This is a genomic window from Domibacillus iocasae (genome assembly GCF_001750285.1).
In the GTDB taxonomy this organism is placed as follows: Bacteria; Bacillota; Bacilli; order Bacillales; family Domibacillaceae; genus Domibacillus; species Domibacillus iocasae.
The window spans coordinates 266,717-286,450 of the sequence record NZ_MAMP01000021.1 but is presented as its reverse complement, the minus strand read 5'-3'; the positions used below and the strand labels follow the sequence as shown (position 1 = coordinate 286,450).

Genomic DNA, 19,734 nt, shown 5'->3' with positions numbered 1-19,734 from the left:
GGAGGAACACAAGCTTGAAAGTAGTGATATCCGGTTTTTACGGACTCGGCAACACCGGGGATGAAGCGATCCTTGAGTCAATTGTCGATAATTTACGGTCAGAAGTGCCAAATATTGATATAACGGTGTTCTCGCTATCGCCTGAACAAACAGCGAAAGAACACAATGTAAAAACAGTGTACCGCGCATGGCGGCGTGAGAATAAAGAGAAGATTCAGGCGCTCCGCCAGGCGGATGTGCTGATCTCGGGCGGCGGCGGCCTGCTTCAGGACACGTATCCGACGAAGTTTTTGTTCGGTCCGCTCCCTTACTATTTGATCATCGCGATGCTGGCGAAAGTGTGCGGCGCAAAAGTAATGTTTTTCTCGCAGGGGATTGGTCCGGTCACATCCGGCTGGGGCAAGTTTTTAATGCGCCGGTTTGCCAATAAAGCGGATTTCATTACGGTGCGCGATCAATATTCAAAAGATTATTTAGAAAACCTCCGCGTCACGAAGCCGGAAACGGTCGTTACCGCAGATATCGTGTTTGCGTTCCAGCAAAAGCCGGACGATGCATGTATGAAAAGCCTGCCTTTGACGGGAAGCGAGAAGCTTGTGGCGGTATCGGTCCGTCCATGGTTTGAGCATCAGGATTATGAGGACAAGCTGGCGTCTGCGCTGGATGAACTGATTGAAATGGACGGCGTGACACCGGTGTTTGTTCCAATGGAAGGCCACCACGATGTTGATGCGTCGAAGCGTGTGCTTGCCAAAATGCAAAATGCCGGCTCGTGCCATTTATTAGCCGGTGATTTTACACCGAACCAATACTTGAATTTTATTTCTACCTGTGATGTGACGGTCGGCTTGCGTCTTCACTCGCTTATTTTCTCTGCTCTGTCCGGTGTGCCGCATATCGGCATCAGCTATGACAAAAAAGTGGAAAGCCTGCTAAAGCGGAGCGGCATGTGGGAATATTCGTTCCGTCTGGAAGAACTGGACCGGGACAAACTCGTGGCGAATACGCGGCATGTTTTGCAAAACAGAGACGATCTGCATCAAGTTGTTACAGAAAACGCGGCGGTTATGCGCCACGAAGCGCTTGAAAATATCGAATTGCTGAAAAAGCGGTTTATGTAGGAGATGAAAGAATGAAAATTTTACTGGCAACCGTTTATCATTTTCCGCACACAGGCGGGTTATCTGTTCATATGGCGACGTTAAAAGCGGGCCTTGAAGCACGCGGGCATGAAGTGGATATTTTATCATTTACGGATATTCCGGAATTTCAGCAAAAAGCGATCGTCCGCGGCCCTGGCTTTTTAATGAACAAAGTGGCAAAAGGCTCCGGTTTTGTGTATGGCCTGCAGCAGCGGAAGAAAATGCTGCAAAAGCTTATGGAAGCACAAAAGTCGAAAAACTACGATATCGTCAACGCGCAGGAAGTATACGCGGCGTTTGCGGCACTGGATGCCGGTCTTCCTGTTGTCTCAACGGTTCATGGCTATTTAACATACGAAGCGCTGTCTGCCGGCAACATTTTAAAAGGCAGCAAGGAAGAAGCCTTTTTGCTGCAGCAGGAAATTGAGGCGTACCGGAAAACACGCGCGATTATTACGGTGGATACACGCATTAAAAATTACGTGAAAAAAGAAGCCGGCATTGAAGGAACGGCCATCCGCAACTTTATCAATGTCGATGACTTTAAGCCGGATGCTGAAAATAAAGCGGCGTACCGCGAGAAGCATGGCGTACCGGCCGATGCACCGGTCTTTTTTGTCCCGCGCCGCCTGACGAAGAAAAATGGGGTTATTTACCCGATTTTATCACTGCCGGCTGTGCTGGAGAAATACCCGAATGCGAAGTTGATTTATGCTGGTACGGGCGAGGCAATGGACGAAATGAAGCGGCTGATCGCAGAGCGCGGCATCGAAGCAAACGTCGAACTGCTTGGCGCGATCCCGCATAACGTTATTAAAGAGTACTACGCACTTGCGGATGTTGTGCTTGTGCCAAGTGTGTATTCAGAAGGCGTGGAAGAAGCGACGTCGATTTCCGCACTCGAAGCAATGGGCTCCGGTTCTCCTTTAATCGCCTGTGCGGTCGGCGGCTTGAAGGAAATCGTCGATCATGGCGTTGACGGGCTGCTGGTTGAAGAGAAAAGCGTAGAGGAATTGTCTGATGCGATGCTTGAATTGCTTGACCATCCGGACAAAGGTGCGGCTTTTGCGGCTGCTGCCCGGAAGAAAATCGAAGACCAATACTCGCACACGGCTGCGGCAGAGAAATATGAGGCTATTTACAAAGCTTCCCTTTGATGGGAAGCTTTTTTATTGTTAAGCACTGGCTTACTTGCTTGTTGCGCCGGTATTTTTTGTTTATCGCCGGTATCCAATTATTCCGGCGCTGGCTGGAGAGTTACCGGCGTTAATACTGGTTTATCGGCGAAAGCTGGCTTTTTTCCGGCGATAGAATAGACAAAACCCCTGCCAGCTTAAACGGCAGGGGCTATACAAACAAAAATCTTATTTCATCCACTCTGTGTGGAATGTGCCTTCTTTGTCAACACGCTTGTACGTATGCGCGCCGAAGTAGTCACGCTGCGCCTGGATCAGGTTCGCAGGCAGTGTTTCAGTGCGGTAGCTGTCGTAGTACGCAATTGCGCTTGCAAATGATGGAACCGGAATACCCGTTTCGATCGCAAGGGAAACGACTTTACGAAGCGATGTTTGGTAATTTTGAACGATGTCTTTAAAGTAGCCATCGAGCAATAAGTTTGGAAGTGCTGGATTTTGATCAAACGCTTCTTTAATCTTCTGTAAAAATTGTGCACGGATGATGCAGCCGCCGCGGAAAATCATTGCGATATCGCCGTAGCGAAGGTCCCAGCCGTACTCTTCAGATGCTGCTTTCATTTGTGCAAAGCCTTGCGCGTATGAACAGATTTTGCTCATATACAATGCCTGGCGGACGGCTTCGATCAAGTCTTTCTTTTGATCTTCGCTGACTTCAACTGCAGAAGGGCCGCTCAATTCTTTACTTGCTGCGACACGCTGGTCTTTCAACGCTGAAATAAAGCGTGCGAAAACTGATTCCGTGATGATTGGAAGCGGCACGCCAAGATCAAGCGCGTTTTGGCTCGTCCATTTGCCTGTTCCTTTTTGGCCCGCTGCATCTAAAATGACGTCAACAAGCGGCTTGCCTGTTTCATCGTCTTTTTTCGTGAAAATATCCGCTGTAATTTCGATCAGGTAGCTGTCAAGCTCGCCTTTGTTCCACTCAGCAAATGTTTCCGCCAGCTCGTCTGTTGACAAGCCGATTACATTTTTCAGGATAAAATAAGCTTCAGCAATCAGCTGCATATCCCCGTACTCGATGCCGTTGTGCACCATTTTCACATAATGTCCCGCACCATCCGGGCCAATGTATGTTGTACATGCTTCGCCATCTACTTTCGCTGCGATCGCTTCAAAGATTGGACGAACCAGTTCAAACGCTTCACGCTGTCCGCCCGGCATGATGGAAGGTCCTTTAAGTGCTCCTTCTTCACCGCCGGATACGCCTGTGCCAACAAAATTAAAGCCAAGACCTGCCAGCTCTTTGTTCCGGCGCACTGTATCCTGGAAGAATGTATTTCCGCCATCAATGATGATATCGCCTTTATCAAGATGCGGCTTCAATGAATCAATCGTCGCATCTGTAGCCGTACCCGCTTTAACCATTAGCAAAATTTTGCGTGGTTTTTCAAGTGAGTTCACAAACTCCTCTACGCTGTAAGCGCCCTTGAAATTTTTCCCTTTAGCTTCTTCTTGTAAAAAAGCAGTTGTTTTATCAGCTGAACGGTTAAATACCGCGACAGAGTAGCCTCTGCTTTCAATGTTAAGCGCCAGGTTTTTGCCCATTACAGCTAAGCCGACAACGCCAATTTGTTGTTTTGTCATGAATAAATCCTTCCTTTCTTTTTTCCCCTTAATTAAGCATTATAGCGAAAGTTATTTTGAATTTAAATACTGTTCTTTACTTTCAATTAATTTCTGCAAAATCGGACTCGGACTTCCACCGAGTTCTTGCCAGTTTTTTTCGCGATTTCGCAGGCTTTGAAGCACCTGTAAATCATTGCCCTCCGCTGTAAAGGTTCCATCGCGATGGATTTGATTCCATAAGTTCCCATTAGGACGAATCCACTTTTCCCCCGTTGATTCCACCGCGTCACGAATGCTGCGCGCCGCCTCCACATATTTTTTTTCCCCAGTTTCTTTATATGCGGCTAAAAGAAGGCTGGATTCACCGAGTGCCTGATCGAGTGATGCATGAAGCACTGCTTTTTTCTGGTACGGTGAGTAGTAGTCAGCGGGGTAATACCCATTTTCCGCCGGAACCGTATTGCCAATACTAATCAAATCGAGCAAATAATCGCTGTATCCTCCTAAAACACCTTTAAGTTCCGGTACATCTAATTCTTCACCAACCTGATGCAAATAGCGAGCGATTCGCTCATTATCCCGCATGTCGACATATGGAGAGGTCAGCCCATATTTCTTTTTTAGTGCTGTACTTGTCACATTCGTTTTCCAGACAAGATCATTTCGCGACTGGCGATACGTCCATAAATTGGCAGCCGACTGCACGGTGATATTATAAAAATACCGGTCTTTGCTTTTGAGAAACCGGCCAATAGCTTCTCCTTCAATCATTGTCTCAAGGTCATAGCCATAGCCTTTTTGTGTGGCCGGTTCTACAGCAGACATTTTTTTGAGCGGCCCGTCTACTGTAAACCAGTTGTTCACTTCTGCTTCTTGTTCTTTTTGAAACGTAATCCATTCGTTTAAACGATCCGTATCGTCAAACAGCGGTTTTTGGGCTATCAAAAACCACTGCTCTGCTCTTTGTCCCCGATCTGCTTCAAGTTCAAATTGAACGCCGTTTTTTGTTAATATGGCATTGTTTTCTTCGGCAACCAGCTCCTGCAATGTACTTGCACGGCCTTTGCCGTACAGTTCGGTCAGTGTTTTAGATGTGAACGCGTGGCTTACGACAATTTCATTCACAAACTGATAATTTTGCGTATAGCGAAGCAACCCAACAGGCGGTTTCGTTAAATCTGTACCCGGTTCACGTACGGGCATATTTTTCGCCCAGTCGACTAAATAATAATCATCGGCTTCTGGAATTGAAATCGTTCCTTTCAGCGTGCCGCTTCCGTCAAGCCTGAGCATAACAAACCGGTCCCCGTTATGCAGCTTGCGCACATTCACTGTCACATCTGCCGCGCCTGCATCGAGCTCATAAACTGTATCTTCATACAATGAAGCAATGCCTTCCGGGGATCGCTCCTTTTCCATCCGAAGCTCTTCCGCTTCTAAATGCAGCGCCTGGCTGCCGAGTGCAATGCGGATCTTTTCCTGAGCCGGTTCCACTTCTTCCCTTGCTGTGCAGCCCGTCATCATCATCGTGAAAAGAAGGAGGAAAGCTTTTTTCACGATAAAGCTCCTTTGTTGCGTTTCACAATGCTAAGCAGCTTGCGGAACCCTTCCTTGTAAAAAAGAAACAAGCCGATAACGTAAAGAACAACACCAATCGGGACAAGAATCGCCAGCTGCCAAAGTGAATACAGATCTTCAACAAACGGGCGCATGAAATAAAGCGGCACCGCCATAAAGGCCGTGACAATTGCCGTCCGCACGAGAAGACCAACTAATCGTGCAGGTTCTGATTTGTCAAAATCTTTGTAAACAAAAATGGTGCATGCTGTTAAATAATAAAGAGACACAATAGACGTTGTGAGAGCCAGCCCCGGATAACCAAACGGCCCGATAAACAGCCAGTTTAAGAAGGCATTGATCGCAATGGTAAATACGCTGATCCGGAAAACGGTTTTTGTTTTCCCTTGTGCATACAGTGCTTTTGCGACAATGTACTGCATCCCCTGCGTCACAATCGTCGGAAGATAATACACGAGTGCGACATACGTATTATGCGTATCTTCAGCGGTAAATTTTCCGCGTTCAAAAATAAACGACAGCGCTTCTTCACCGACGACCCAAAGCCCTGCTGCAATAGGGGCAAGCGTCAGCAAAGAAATTTGCATGCCGCTGAAAAACGTATTTTGAAAACGCGGGCGGTCAGTGATTTGTTCCGCGAGCAGTGTAAAAATAATAACCGCAATCGTTGTCGCGTAAATCGTATGCGGAATCGACGACAGCAGCTGCGCATTGTTTAAATACGTAACTGGTCCTTCCCCAATGCCGGAAGCGAATCCTTTATTGACGAACACATTAATTTGCCCGACAACCGAGCTGAGAATCGCCGGGGCAAGCAGAACAAGAAACGAATGCTGAAATTCTTTGTCGCCAGACAGAACCGGCTTCCAACGGTAATCGGTTTTAAAGAGGTAAAAAAACTGAACCAAAATACCGAGAATCGTTCCAACAATAAACCCGTAAGCGAGACTCGCAATGCCCCATTGCCCAGAAAAGAGGAGTGCAAATGACACACCAAAAACGGTCTGCAAAAGTTTGGCGACCTGCGATGGGACAAAAATACGCCGCCCCTGCAAATACGAATCTAAAATACTCGTTAATGCGATAAACGACATAAAAACGAAGAAAAATCGTGTAATAGAAATGGCCGTTTTGGCTGTTTCTTCTGTCATATTTCCATAAATAACCGGGACGAACCAAGGTGCAAATAAATAACCTAAAAGAGAGATTACTATAAATAGAAGAAACGTGATATTCATAATGGCGCTCGCTGTCCGGTCAGTCCGCTCTGGATTGTTTTGTCTGTTTTTCACATAAAGCGGCAAAAAGACGTTGTTAAAGCCGCCGGCAATCATCGCAATCGCAAGCGTGATAAAGGAGAAAGCAAGCAAATAGCCATCTGTTTCGCTGCTGACGCCGAACTTATACGCCATAATACTTTCACGGACAAAGCCGGATAATTTGACAGTAAGCGCAAAAAGAGCAAGCCATATTGCTGTTTTTTTCAAAGACATAATCGTCGTACACCCCAGTTTTTAATTAAATTCCCTCGTTCATCCCGCATTAACGGGCAGTAAGACTCACTCCTCAATCTTATAAGTAAATCGAAGAAAACAGGTGGGAGTTCAACTACCCGTAAAAGCCCGATTCGTGAGTTATAGTGAAACTTGCCGCTGTGCTTTTCTGCGGCTTAGTTGAACCAATCGGGTTCGTACTGTCGATTGTTCAAAGAGCTAGCGGAGAACATAGCGACAGTAGAATGGAACTAACCATCAGTGGGGAATGAAGAATCCCCCACTGATGGAAGATTCACTTTATTTTACCTCATTTATTCTTTCCATGCGAGAACCCTTCAGAATGGGGGCTGAAAGAAACCGTGTCAGATTAATTCACAAGATTGCAGATTCTTTTTCTTTCCTCCTTTATAGTAAAGATACATTAAAAATATATCTTAAATATTGAAAGGAGTTTTTTAAATGAAAATTTTCACTTTCTTTTATGGGATTTTAGCCAATGGCGATGCAAATAAAGAGGTTTCCCACCACTTAACGGATTCATTTACAGGCATTGAATCTTATTGGGCGCCTTCTTCTAAATAAGCGATTTATGCGAAAAGCCCGCTCCGGCCAATTGGCCAGAGCGGGCTTTTGTTATTAAGGAAGCTGCAGTACATTCACGTAATTGCTGTGGATATATCCTTCTTTTGTTGCCAGGTTGTCTGAAATGACTTGATTCCATGTCCCTTGCTGCAGGATGGTCACCGGCATTCTATTCAAGCTGTACGTAAATTGAATCGCTGAGGTCGTGCTGGCTGCGCTTCTAACATTTAAATCAGGCGCTTTTGTAAGGCCGATTGCATACTTATTATAATCTTTGCTGCCAAGTGACTGGTCAATCCGGTACATATGCCCGGCTACTTTGGCGCCCCAGTTTGGATCAGACGCATATTTAACATTCAAACCGTTCGCTTTCGTACCTGGTGCCGCACCGTATGCACGCCATGTATTCGGCATTAAATAGCCGCCGCGCCAGTCTGCTTTCCCATTTAAATAATCGTTGGCCAAGTGATAGACACCTTCTTCGACCGTTTTAAACGAAGTTCCGGATGAAGGCGCGCTGTCGTATACCGCAATGCCGAACAAGTTATTATTCGTCTGTGCGTGATTGCTGATGCCATAGTCACTTTCATGAATGGCCATTGCTAAAATAAGCAATGCATTTACACGTGTCTCTGATTCTACTTTTTTCAATGTCGCACCCAGGCCAATCAGCTTGCTTTTCTTTGTAATATCTTTATATTTTGCCAGTCCAAGAGACTCTCTTTCTGCCAATGTGTCCGTAATAAATTTATTCAGCTCGGCTGCTGTATAAGAAGTAGCTGCGCGTGCGGATAAATATTGGAAGTATTGATAAGCTTGTCCAACAGGACTGCCGGCTTCATTATAAAAAGAAAATCCGTCCCAGCTGTAATATTTCGTCCCGCTTTTCATAAAGGATGGCGCTTTCCCAAGAGAATAAGAGGCATATTTATCTGTTTCAACCTGATAAATACTGTGAACAAGCAACCCTCCGCTATTTTGGTAGTATCCGCGTCCTTTTGCTCCTTCAAATGGCACCATCACCGCATCCGAAGGCTTCATATAATAGGTTTCTCCGCCTACGTAAACTTGTACATACTTGTCTGTTGCTGTGACGTACTTGACTTCAGCCGTTGTATAGGTAAATTTTGTAGCTGTCATAGAGTTGCCCGTTACATATGTTTTATTTTTTGTTAATTCGGGGTCCGTATACAAATTGACGGTTCCGCCAGCCCCCGTGAGCGGTCTTGTGAAGACAACACCGCTGTTGTCTTTCATTTTAATAATCCGGCCATTTTGAAGAAGCAGCTCAGCGCCGTTATTCGCCATCACATTTTTTGCCTGCTCGTATGTTTCATAGGAAAGAGAAGCAGTCGTTATTTTTCCTGCTGCATCAATGTTAGCAGTTTGATAGGGACGAAGCGGCGGCTCGATGTCTTCCGGCACGATCCCATCTGCAAGGAGCAGACGATAAATAAAAGCGGCCGCCTGATCACGTGTCGCAGTTGCAAACGGCGCAAATTGCTCACGTGAAATACCATTAATAATTTTCAAGCTGACGCTTTTGCCAATAGCGGTTTTATAAGACTCATTCAGCGTCGCAATATCTGTAAAAGGAGGCTCCGTGTAGGCTGCATCAATCTTCATATACGTAATCGCATTACTGATCATCATCGCCATATCCTTGCGGGTGATCGTTTCTTTCGGCAGGAATCTTCCATCTGATGTTCCGTTAACTATTTTAGCAGCCGCGGCCGCTTGAATATAGGGCCCAAGCGCTGCCGTAGAAGAGACGTCACTGAACACGGCCGGCCCATCTGGAAGGTTCAAGGCGCGCGCTAAAAACGTCGCAAATTCTTCACGGGTAACATTATTCCCCGGACGATATGTACCATCTGCGTAGCCGCCCATAATTCCGGCATTAATAATGGCCCGGATTTCTTTTTCCAGTGTAATTCCCGTAACATCATCTTTTATTTCCGCGGCTTTTCCGTTTAAAGGCTGAAAAACCGGGAATAGTAAAAGAAATGCCATCATAATTGAAACTGCTTTTTTCATCTAAGAATAAACTCCCTTCCATTATGGTGGCATAATCTGCCCACATTTCCATTATATCGTAAAAAAGAGTCCCGGAAATGGGATTTCCGGGACTCTTTCGATTTTTCTTATTTCATCGCATTGTAAATGGCAACGGCGAACGCTTCACGCGTAGCATCTTTCGTTCCGTTGTATTTTGTACCGGCATAATAGCCTGTGCGGTCTGACGATGCAATAGCAATAATGCCATCATATGCCCAGTGAGTTGAGCGAATATCTGTATATTTTACTGAAGCTGCTGCTGACTGTGTCGGTGTCATGTTAAATGCCCGCTTAATAATGCTCGCCATTTCATCACGTGTCATTTCAGCGCCCGCGCGGAATGTTCCATCAGAATAACCCTTAATAATCCCTGATTCTTTCATTGCCGCGATATCTTTTGCAAAGTAGTAGGACGCGCCTACATCACGGAAATGCGAAATTTGATTCGGCGTCATGCCAAGAACACGGTTAATGATTGCTGCTGCCTGACCGCGTGTTACTTTTGCATCAGGACGGAATTGAAGATTATCAAAACCGGCAATCACTTCTTGCTCTGTCAACGATTTAATCGCTGCATATGAAACGTCTGATTTTGCTACATCCACGAACCAGTTTTGATCGGTAATTACACGTTTTGCACCCGCATACTTAGGACCCCAGTATGAATTGTTCATTGAGACAAGAGTGATGCCGCTGCTTGATGTTGCATTTAATACCTGATTGTTTCCTGCATATACTCCAACATGCGAGATGCCTTTTTTATATGTATTCGCATAAAAAATCAAGTCGCCCGGCTGAAGGTCACTCTTCGATACAGCTTTACCGACGTTGTATTGCTGTTCGGCTGTGCGTGGCAGTGAAATACCCGCCGCGTTTTTAAAAATATATTGTGTAAATCCTGAACAATCGAACCCTTTAGGCGTTGTTCCACCAAAGACATAAGGAACTCCCATAAACTTCTTTCCATATGCCGTAATAATCTCTCCGACAGTTGCCGATGCTGCTTCTGTTTTGTTCGAAGCGAGCGGTGAAAGTGTTACAAACATAATAGCTGCGATCAATGTTACTACGACTTTCTTACACCTACTCAACGTAAACCTCCTAAAGCTCTCACTTGTTTTTTCTCTCTCTTTTTCTATTAAATTCATTGTAACAAATCTAAACATTAAATAGTTTTACGTTTGCATTACAATGAAAAGTCATTTTGTTACATTATAAAGGTTGATTTTACAGGTTTTTTCTGTATATCCATTTTTCAAATCTGTTTATAATCTACTAATAAGCACTCTAGAAACACGAATGAAATATTACTAAATTTTCGGACTATTTATTTGAAATATAACTGGCAAAAAAAGGCTGGCTTCTCTATAAACGAATACGCAGTTTTAGAAAAAGGAATAAACTGCCTATTTGTTATGTAAGAGAAAGCCAGTCATTTAAAGAGCGACCTTTATTGTTACCTCATGTCTTTGTTTATCGTTAACGATAAAAATTTAGCAAATTCGGCACGGGTAATTTTCACGCCCGGACGGAATGTATTGTCTGCAAAGCCAGACACAATCTTTGCATCCAGCATACCATTAATGTATTGATAGCCAGTCACATTGGGACTAATGTCCTTCATTGTGGAATTGGTGCTTGTTTCAAGTTTATATGCTTTTGCAACAAGAATGGCCATTTCCGCCCGTGACACTTCTTCGTGTGGCCGGAACGTTTTGTTAGAGAACCCAGTAATAACGCCGTTTTTTGCCAGTTGCTCAATATAGCCCGATGCAAGTACTTGATCGGTAACGTCTGTAAAGCGTGTAGTACGCGGCGTACCATCATAGCCAAGTGCTTTGCCAATTAAGATGGCTGCTTCACCGCGGGTAATTTTGCTTGTCGGGCGAATTTCATTGTTTTGATATCCTTGCAAAATTTTCTCATGATACAAGTAAACAACAAATCGGTTATACCAAATGGATGAAGACAAGTCAGACAGAACAGGTCCTGCATTCGCCACAGCCGGCATAGAAAGCGGCCGGTCTGTTGCTTTTCCACTCTTTACAGGATAGAAATGATATGAAATGGAGCCTTTAGATGCATAGTCGGTAAATTGAGCTGCAGTAGCACCTTGCTTAATCCGCTCTTCACCTCTATATACATCGTAAGAATCTCCTTTTTCCAAAAGCTGTGACGTATTAAACGTGATTTTTCCTTTTCCATCCGTTGAATATGGAAGTTTTACTTCTCCCGCAGCTGGATATGCATCTGGCTGCACCAGTCCATAGCCAAAAGATGGATCACGTCCCACCGTGCCGAGATCGGCCGCATTCAACTGAAGCAGCTTACGGATCTGAACATTTGTCATTTCAGGGTATTTCTCCATATAAAGAGCCGCTATGCTTGAAGCGTATGGTGCTGCCATGGATGTGCCAGTCGATTCTTGATAGCCGGACGGGGAAATTTCTAACGGATACGTACTATATACTCCTACACCCGGTGCTGAAAGTTCCACTTCTTTTCCCACCGCAGAAAGCGGGTCCATTTTTTTCGCCGAATCAATAGAGGAAACCCCGATCACACTTTCATATTTCGCCGGGTATTGAACGGTCGATCCGGACGCTGCTGATGGCGGACCATTGTTGCCTGCCGCCGCGACAATTAAAATACCGGCGTCATATGCTTGTTGAAGCATCGCCTGAAGTGCGCTGTCCTGATCAGACGTGGTGATGCTGATATTTAATATATCGAGCTTATGTTTAATGCCATAATCGATTCCTTTAAGCATCGTACTTGTCGTCCCAAATCCCATACTATCCAGCACCTTGATCGAATACAACGATGCATTCGGCGCAATGCCGACTGTACCGATTGAGTTGTTATTCGCTGCGATAATACCCGCCACATGTGTTCCGTGGCCGAAATCATCATTATAACCGGAAATACACGCGGAAGGATCCAGGTCTTTCATTAAACAAATGCCGCCAGCGACTCTTCCTTTCAAGTCAGGATGAGTTGAATCAATTCCGGAATCCAGAATGCCAATTTTCACACCTTTTCCTGTTAAGGAAGATGGTAGGCGTTTATCGGCTCCAACTAACTTATAACCATACGGAATCTTCTGGGCCGATGATTCCACTTTTGCATCGTATTCGATGGACTTCACACCCGGTGCTTGGGACAAAAGCTGCTTTTGCTCTTCTGTCACGGTAATATTCGCAGCCGGAATCGCTTCATAGAAATGATCCACTGACTGCGAGTATTGGTCCAGCAGTCCGCTGTCAATCGTTTCTTCGAATAAAACAACCGCTGGTTCCGCATTTTCTCCGCTTGCAAATGAAATGGATGGGGTATAAGCAAAAGAGAAAAGAGCTGCGATAAAAAATAGTCCGTATTTAAACATAGTCAATACCAACACCTCGTTCTTCCAAAAATAAAAATAAAGAGAGGTCCTTATAAGGAGCCTCTCTTTATTGTACCGTCTACAAGCAAAATATTCTATGTGATTATTTAGCTACATTGTATAAAGAATCGACTTCATAGCCTTTTGCTTTGTGATAATCGAGAATACCGTAGTAGATTGCTTTTGAAATAGAATTCAGCCAATAGTCGGATGCCAGTTTTGCATTATCACTTTTATTCGTGATAAACCCGAGTTCCGCCAGGGCCGCCGGCATATTGTTTTCACGAAGAACAGAATAGTTGCCGGATTTCACACCGCGATTTTTCAAATTCCATGCCGCAATCATGCGGTTTTGAATTTTCGCAGCGAGCAATTTGCTGTCTGCAACGTACGGATTTGTTGCAGCAGAGTAATAGAATGTCTCTGTGCCGGATGCACTTGCCGTAGCAGCATTGGCATGAATGCTGACAAATACGTCCCCGCCTTGATTTTTCGCAAAGTTAGAGCGGCCAGTCAAACTGACAAATGTATCGGTAGAACGTGTCATTTTCACGTTAAACGGTGTTTGTTTTAACAGATTGTTTACCTTTAGACCAGTTTTAAGCACCACGTCTGCTTCATGAAGACCAAATCCAACCGCACCCGGATCTGTTCCGCCGTGTCCTGGATCAATGATGATCGTCTGGCTGGCAATCCGTGAATCTGCGCTTTCAGTTGGAGCAGCTGGTTTTACCGCCGTGGGGCGTGTATAAGAGGTAGCGACAAAGCCTGTCGTTGTACCTGCTTTAATATATGTCCATCCGCCAACGGAATGAGCTGCTGTTACCTGCTGGTTTTCACTCAATTTGCCGATAGACGCATACGCAGTGGAAGGGCCTTTGCGAATGTTCAAGTTTGGTCCATTTGACCAAAGTGATTTAGAAAAACTGGCTGAATCTTTTGTCCGGAATTCCGGGTTAATTGCACGTCCTAAAAATACAGCGAAATCGGCCCGTTTAATTAAATAAGATGCACCGAATGAGCCGTTGCCCATCCCGTCCGCAACACCGCGGGTCATTAACGCCTTCGCAGCACCGGATGCTGTCCCTCCGTACGAGTATTCAAATGCATTGGCAATCATGATGGCCATTTCGCCGCGTGTGATTGCTTTATTCGGGTAAAAATTTCCTTGACTGACACCTGATAAATACCCCAAAATAATCTCTGCATCAACACCAGACTGTATGTAGCCTGCTGCTGTTGAACTTCTATCTACATCACGAAAAACTGTTTTTCTCGGTGTACCATTTAACTGTAAAGCGCGCCCGATAAAAATGGCTGCCTCCGCTCTTGTAATCGTCCGATCTGAATTAAATATTGTCGCTGACGAGCCTTTGGCAATATTTCCATCAGATAAATATGTTACTTCCTCCAGGGCACGAGCAGGAACATCCGTAAAACCCGCTGCTTGAGCAGGTGAATTCACATTGAAAAGGGGAATCATAACAAATAAAGCAATCAAACTATAAAACAACTTTTTCTTCACTAAATTGTCTCCTTTCTTAAAATTTACCACCTAAGTCTAGCATAGAAAATGTAATCTAAAAACCTCTCTTTTTTAACATTTAACGAACAAACCGCTAGTTTAATAGTTTTCCCCTAAAAATGTAATTTTAATGTAACAGTTGTCATTATAGAGAAATAATAGAACTAATGTTCTTTTTTGTTGCATAAAAGGGGATGTTTCATGCTATAATGAAGAAATCTTACAGAATTGAAAGGGTGCCATCTATTTTGACGAAGGCGAAAACGCTGTTTACTGATTCATCTTCTTTAGAGCGGGCCGATTTGTTTTCCATTCCTGGCGTAATGCGGGCATCTGACTTGAAGCCGGCTCTCTCTGCCGGAATGTCTGCTGACGAGTGGAAAGAATTCGTGCTGTCCGCTTTTCGAAGCCGCCTTTCAGCCGAAGAAATTGAACACGAGCCATATCGCACAGAATATATGGCGAAGGATTTATATCAGTCGCTTCTCAAAAAGGCACCCTCTGATCGGGAATGGGCCCTTCTCTTCCGCTTATTCGTTGCATTTTATTCGTTTTCTGCGCTGGCAGAACAGCTGGATGAAGCGGCTTTATCGCCGGAAACAGCGGAGCGTGCGGCGTATGACGTACTATTTTACTTTGCAGATGAAGCGTATGATGCTGCAAAAATGACCGGCAGCGCGATGCCGTTCGCATTTGAACCATATATTGACCAGCTACGGGCGGATACGGGACGATTGCTTGGCTTTCCATTTGAGCGATTCCCTGCGGCGCGGCTTGACCTATACCGCCTATTATGGGAGTCACTTTTCATGAGAACAGAATGGCGCTTAACGGAACTGGAACGAATGACACCAGTCTCCGGAAGCAGCACAGTCCATCATGCTGCTTTTTTACACCAGCTTTATTTACTGGGCGAAATGGACCGTTTTACAGCAAAAGCATCGGCCGCGCCGGCAGATTTATTTCCATACTTTCTTCACTGGCTGCAGGATTCAAAACGATCCGGCCGCTTTGTATACGTGCTTCGTTCCGCAGCTTCGCTTGCTCATGATGGTATTTTAACGATTGAGAATGAATACAGCCGGCGCTTGTTCGTTCGGCAGCTGATTCGGCTCGTGGATGAAGAGGACGTATCGGAACGCGCCCCTTTGCTTGTAAAGGAGCTGTATACATCCCTCTTGCCATTCAGCTACGTATCTCTCAGCTATTTTCTAATCGGCCGCGGTGATTATGCGGAATGGGTCGATTTGCAGATGCTTGTCGATGCAGACTTAACCGATCTTGACCGGGCCGGCTTAAAAAGTGCTATAAAAGAAGTGCCTGAGCTCACGCTGCCGCTTCTTCACCATGGTATTGCGGCACTCATTGCGGAAAGAAACCGGGCATCTTATAAAAAAGCGGTCCGGTTTATAAAGCGAATGCGAACCATTTATAAAAAAATAAAACGAACAGACGAATTTGACCGCTGGCTCGACTGGAAACTCGGCGAGACAAAGCGGCTTCGTGCGTTTCAGGAAGAATGCAGAAAAGGCGGGCTGCTGGATGATTAATCTTGGAAGGATTCATCTTGTTACACAATTTAAACATGGATTTTTCTATTTACGGGCAATGGATGCAGAAGGTGCACCATTGCCTTTTGACTCGTGGACGCGCCTTTTGTTCGGCGGCCACTCGGAAAGTTTTTACGGAACAAAACTAACAGACAGCGAATTGGATGGAGAGCCCGCTATACGGGTGACCCCGTTTGAATGGGCTTCACTTTTTAAAGCGGAACACTTTAATCGGTTTGCCCGCTTTGAGTGGGATGAAGCGGGTCACTTTAGTCTTGCCTGTGCACCAGTGCTGTATGAAGCCGTCTTTGAGGCAATGCCTGCTTTTGTAGAAGAGGGCATTGAATGGACCGTACCAGAAGATGTATACGATGAATTTGCAGATGTGTTTTGGCAGGAACCAATTTTTGGTGAAAGCCGCCAGTCATTTGTGGAACGAATTTTTCCATTGATTGCAGCGGAAGCACACCCGAATATGACGGCAGTCATGGACTCGATCGGTGCTGGCTTAACAGCAAAAGAATTAAACCGCTATTTTGACCCGGAACGGCTCCAAGCTTATCTTTCTGCCAGTGAACCCGACGCCTATGAAGCGGGTCTGCGCTTGTCAGAACCTCAGGCGGAAGATGACAGCTGGACGCTTGAGCCTATTCTGCTGCGCAGCAAGCCATCTGAAAAAATATATGAATTAAAGAAAAAACTGCCAAAATCAGCCGAACCGTTTTTGAAGGGCGCGCAGCAAGAAGTCCACCGATGGCTTCGGCTGTTCCCGGAGCTTGATGATCATGGAGAATTAAAACATTTCTTATCTGAAGAAGAAGCGATTGCCTTTTTAACGGATCGCGGAGAAAAATTAACAGCTCTTGGCATTCCTGTGCTGCTTCCACCCTGGTGGGAATCGGTCCGTTCAGCGGCTGTCTCGGTCGCTGCCGATGTCCGGGACGGAAATAAGCAGTCGTTTGTCGGCATGAACGCTATTTTGGATTTTGATTTTAAAGTTGCCCTTGGCGGAGCAGAAATAACGGAAGAAGAATTTTTAGCGCTTGCGGGAGCAGGTTCTCGTCTTGTAAAAGCAAACGGCCGCTGGGTGCACCTTGATCCAGAAGTGGTTGGGAAAATTAAAGCGCTCATGGAAAAAGCGAAGCAGGAAGGCATGACGGTTGTAGATGTGCTGAATCAGGAATTTGCAGATCCGGATGATGCCGCTCGTGTGCATATCCGGCTAAACCGTTCGCTTCAGGCAATGATTGACCGGCTGAAAAGCGGTGCGGATATTCCACTTCTTCCTCCGCCGGACAAGCTTCATGGTGAATTGCGCCCCTATCAGCTGGCTGGCATGAGCTGGCTGCTGTTTTTGCGGGAGTGCGGCTTTGGGGCCTGCCTTGCCGATGATATGGGGCTTGGAAAAACCGTGCAGCTTATTTCGTACTTGCTGCATGTCGAAAAAAATGAACGGCCGGAAACACCAGCGCTTATTATTTGTCCAACCTCTGTACTTGGCAATTGGCAGCGTGAGCTCGCTTTCTTTGCGCCGGACTTGTCTGTTATGCTTTATTATGGAAAAGACCGGCCGCGCGGCGACGCTTTTTTAGAAGAAATTTCCCATGCCGATGTTGTGCTGACAACCTATGGACTTGTTCACTCTGATTTTGAAACGCTTCAAAAAGTGGAATGGAATACAGCCGCTTTGGATGAAGCACAAAACATAAAAAATGCCGGAACGAAACAGTCACGCGCTGTCCGGAAACTAAACAGCCGTCATGCAATCGCCCTGACCGGCACACCGATGGAAAATCGATTGTCCGAGCTATGGACGATATTTGACTTTACAAATCGCGGCTGGCTCGGCTCGCTTACTCAATTTCAAAAAACGTATATGGCACCGATTGAAAAAGATCACGATGCTGAGCGTGTAGCCGCTTTGCAGGCAAAGATACGGCCCTTTTTATTACGGCGGACGAAAACCGATCCGGAAGCGGCACTTGGACTGCCGGATAAAGTTGAACAAAAAGAGTATTGCCCTCTTTCAAAAGAACAGGCTGTTTTATACGAGCAGACCGTCCGCGAAACGATGGAACAAATTGGACAATTATCCACTTTTGAACGGCGAGGCCTCATTCTCCGGCTTTTAAATGAGTTAAAACAGCTATGCAGCCATCCGGCTCTCTATTTAAAAGAAAAAGATCCCATAGATGTACGGAGCAGGGCATCAAAAATGGATAAGCTGATGGAACTGGCCGATAATATTTTCGAGCAAAATGAAGCTTGCCTTATCTTTACACAATACATTGGCATGGGGGAAATGATTCAGCGGGAATTGGCGGAAGAATTCGGTATCCATGTGCCCTTTTTAAATGGCTCTACGCCCAAGCAGGAACGTGACAAACTCGTCATGCAGTTTCAAAACGGCGAGTTTCCCTTCTTTTTGCTGTCACTGAAAGCCGGCGGTACGGGGCTGAATTTAACAGCTGCCAATCACGTTATTCATTATGACCGCTGGTGGAATCCAGCAGTTGAAAATCAGGCGACAGACCGGGCATACCGCATTGGCCAAAGCCGGTTTGTTCATGTGCATAAATTTATTACGACGGGCACAATTGAAGAAAAAATTGATGCCATGATTGAATCGAAGCAGGCGGCCAGCAGTGAGATTATTCAAAGCGGCGCCTTTATTGCCAATATGAATGACCAGGAGCTGTCGGACTTGTTCCAATTAGATAAAAGCTCGGCCCCACGCTAGAGGAGCGCAAGGCGGGGCAGCGGCTGGCGCCATTGCGAAGATGAGAGAGGATCCCACAGCAGCCGGTTCCCAAGCCGGCTGCTTCAAGCTGTTGACAAACGCCCGCTTTCGGCGTCACTTGCCGTGCGTGAATGCTGATGACCCCCAAAAGGCCACTCCACTTCCCGCCCGGCGGCGTTCCTGAAAAGACAACCGTTTTCAATCAGCCTGTTTTCTTACTTTGTCTACACTCTGCAGCAGCCGGTCTTCAAACTGGCTGCTTTTTTATTTTCGTCCTTCTTTTTCCAATTTTTCAATTCGTTCTTCAAGTTGATAAATCACAGCTTTCGCTTTGCCAAGCTGAAAAATTACATCTTCAATGACACGTTCGACTTGCTCCGTCATACGCTCACTCCTAAATTAACGGTACTGTCTGAATGAATTCAGGCACTTCTTTTGTTTCCGTTTCCTGATGTTTTTTACTCAGAAAACGAATCGTCTGAACGAGCACTTCGGTTACATAAACGGTTTTTCCATTTGAATCTTTGTAATTTCTCGTTTGAATCATACCCAGTACTGCAACAAGTGATCCTTTTTCGCTGTACTTCGCTGCTGTTTCCGCCAGGCGGCCCCAGACTGAACAGTAAATAAAGTCCGTGTCCGTTTCGCCTTTTGCATTCCGATACGGTCTGCTGACCGCAATCGTCGTTTGCAAAAGCGGCGTTCCATCGGCTGTATGCTTTACTTCGGGATGTTTCGTCAGCCTGCCAACAAGCGTCACTTGATTAATCAGCCTGCTCCCCTCCTTCCATTTGAATGGCTTTATCATAAATGAAAAGGACATTTCTCGACAATTCCCGCTTTATTTCATTTCCACCCATTTTTTTCGAAAGAATGGGAATCAACAGAAGACCATTTACTGTTGTATCCAGTTTCT

At 45.5% G+C, this 19,734-nt stretch carries 13 protein-coding genes; 5 read left to right on the top strand and 8 right to left on the bottom strand.

The annotated features are described in order from the left end of the window. The first annotated feature begins 14 nt into the window (after nt 1-14). Both csaB and BA724_RS10175 read left to right on the top strand, forming a co-directional pair. Nucleotides 15-1,121 (top strand): polysaccharide pyruvyl transferase CsaB, encoded by a 1,107-nt coding sequence (csaB, locus tag BA724_RS10180; RefSeq protein WP_069938547.1) that lies wholly within the window; start codon nt 15-17, stop codon nt 1,119-1,121. 11 nt (nt 1,122-1,132) lie between these two features. Next, on the top strand, nt 1,133-2,299 hold the full coding sequence (locus BA724_RS10175) for a glycosyltransferase family 4 protein (protein ID WP_069938546.1): 1,167 nt from the start codon (nt 1,133-1,135) through the stop codon (nt 2,297-2,299). 207 nt (nt 2,300-2,506) lie between these two features. Here BA724_RS10175 and gndA read toward each other — a convergent pair whose 3' ends face one another. From gndA to murJ, 3 genes are read right to left on the bottom strand one after another with little or no spacing between them, the layout of a single operon-like run. Continuing rightward, nucleotides 2,507-3,922 carry an NADP-dependent phosphogluconate dehydrogenase gene (gndA, locus tag BA724_RS10170; RefSeq protein WP_069938545.1) on the bottom strand — a complete coding sequence of 472 codons (1,416 nt, stop codon included), beginning with the start codon at nt 3,920-3,922 and terminating at the stop codon, nt 2,507-2,509. A 51-nt stretch (nt 3,923-3,973) separates the two neighbouring features. Then, complete coding sequence (locus BA724_RS10165; RefSeq protein WP_069938544.1) at nt 3,974-5,461, bottom strand: hypothetical protein; 1,488 nt, start codon at nt 5,459-5,461, stop codon at nt 3,974-3,976. Further along, complete coding sequence (murJ, locus tag BA724_RS10160; protein ID WP_211272227.1) at nt 5,458-6,975, bottom strand: murein biosynthesis integral membrane protein MurJ; 1,518 nt, start codon at nt 6,973-6,975, stop codon at nt 5,458-5,460. The genes BA724_RS10165 and murJ overlap by 4 nt, the downstream gene beginning before the upstream one ends. Before the next feature lie 462 nt (nt 6,976-7,437). Between murJ and BA724_RS19050 the strand changes: the two genes are divergently transcribed. Continuing rightward, nucleotides 7,438-7,560 carry a hypothetical protein gene (locus BA724_RS19050; RefSeq protein WP_281182008.1) on the top strand — a complete coding sequence of 41 codons (123 nt, stop codon included), beginning with the start codon at nt 7,438-7,440 and terminating at the stop codon, nt 7,558-7,560. Nucleotides 7,561-7,614: 54 nt separating this feature from the next. Here BA724_RS19050 and BA724_RS10155 read toward each other — a convergent pair whose 3' ends face one another. The 4 genes from BA724_RS10155 to BA724_RS10140 form a co-directional block, all read right to left on the bottom strand. Continuing rightward, nucleotides 7,615-9,597, bottom strand: a complete 1,983-nt coding sequence (locus BA724_RS10155; protein WP_069938542.1) for an S-layer homology domain-containing protein — start codon at nt 9,595-9,597, stop codon at nt 7,615-7,617. Nucleotides 9,598-9,704: 107 nt separating this feature from the next. Then, on the bottom strand, nt 9,705-10,709 hold the full coding sequence (locus BA724_RS10150; protein ID WP_083256176.1) for a C40 family peptidase: 1,005 nt from the start codon (nt 10,707-10,709) through the stop codon (nt 9,705-9,707). 365 nt (nt 10,710-11,074) lie between these two features. Beyond that, entirely contained in the window at nt 11,075-13,003 is a 1,929-nt protein-coding gene (locus BA724_RS10145; RefSeq protein ID WP_069938541.1) for a S8 family peptidase, read from the bottom strand. A 103-nt stretch (nt 13,004-13,106) separates the two neighbouring features. Then, nucleotides 13,107-14,528, bottom strand: a complete 1,422-nt coding sequence (locus BA724_RS10140) for an N-acetylmuramoyl-L-alanine amidase (protein WP_069938540.1) — start codon at nt 14,526-14,528, stop codon at nt 13,107-13,109. A 248-nt stretch (nt 14,529-14,776) separates the two neighbouring features. Between BA724_RS10140 and BA724_RS10135 the strand changes: the two genes are divergently transcribed. Together BA724_RS10135 and BA724_RS10130 are read left to right on the top strand one after the other, a co-directional pair. Further along, nucleotides 14,777-16,078, top strand: coding sequence for a hypothetical protein (locus tag BA724_RS10135; RefSeq protein ID WP_141719914.1), 1,302 nt, complete (start codon nt 14,777-14,779; stop codon nt 16,076-16,078). Continuing rightward, nucleotides 16,071-18,818, top strand: coding sequence for a DEAD/DEAH box helicase (locus BA724_RS10130; RefSeq protein WP_069938538.1), 2,748 nt, complete (start codon nt 16,071-16,073; stop codon nt 18,816-18,818). Before BA724_RS10135 ends, BA724_RS10130 begins: the two co-directional genes overlap by 8 nt. Nucleotides 18,819-19,212: 394 nt before the next feature. On the opposite strand, the gene BA724_RS10125 is transcribed toward BA724_RS10130, so the two are convergent. Beyond that, entirely contained in the window at nt 19,213-19,590 is a 378-nt protein-coding gene (locus tag BA724_RS10125; protein ID WP_069938673.1) for a single-stranded DNA-binding protein, read from the bottom strand. Nucleotides 19,591-19,734 lie beyond the last annotated feature (144 nt).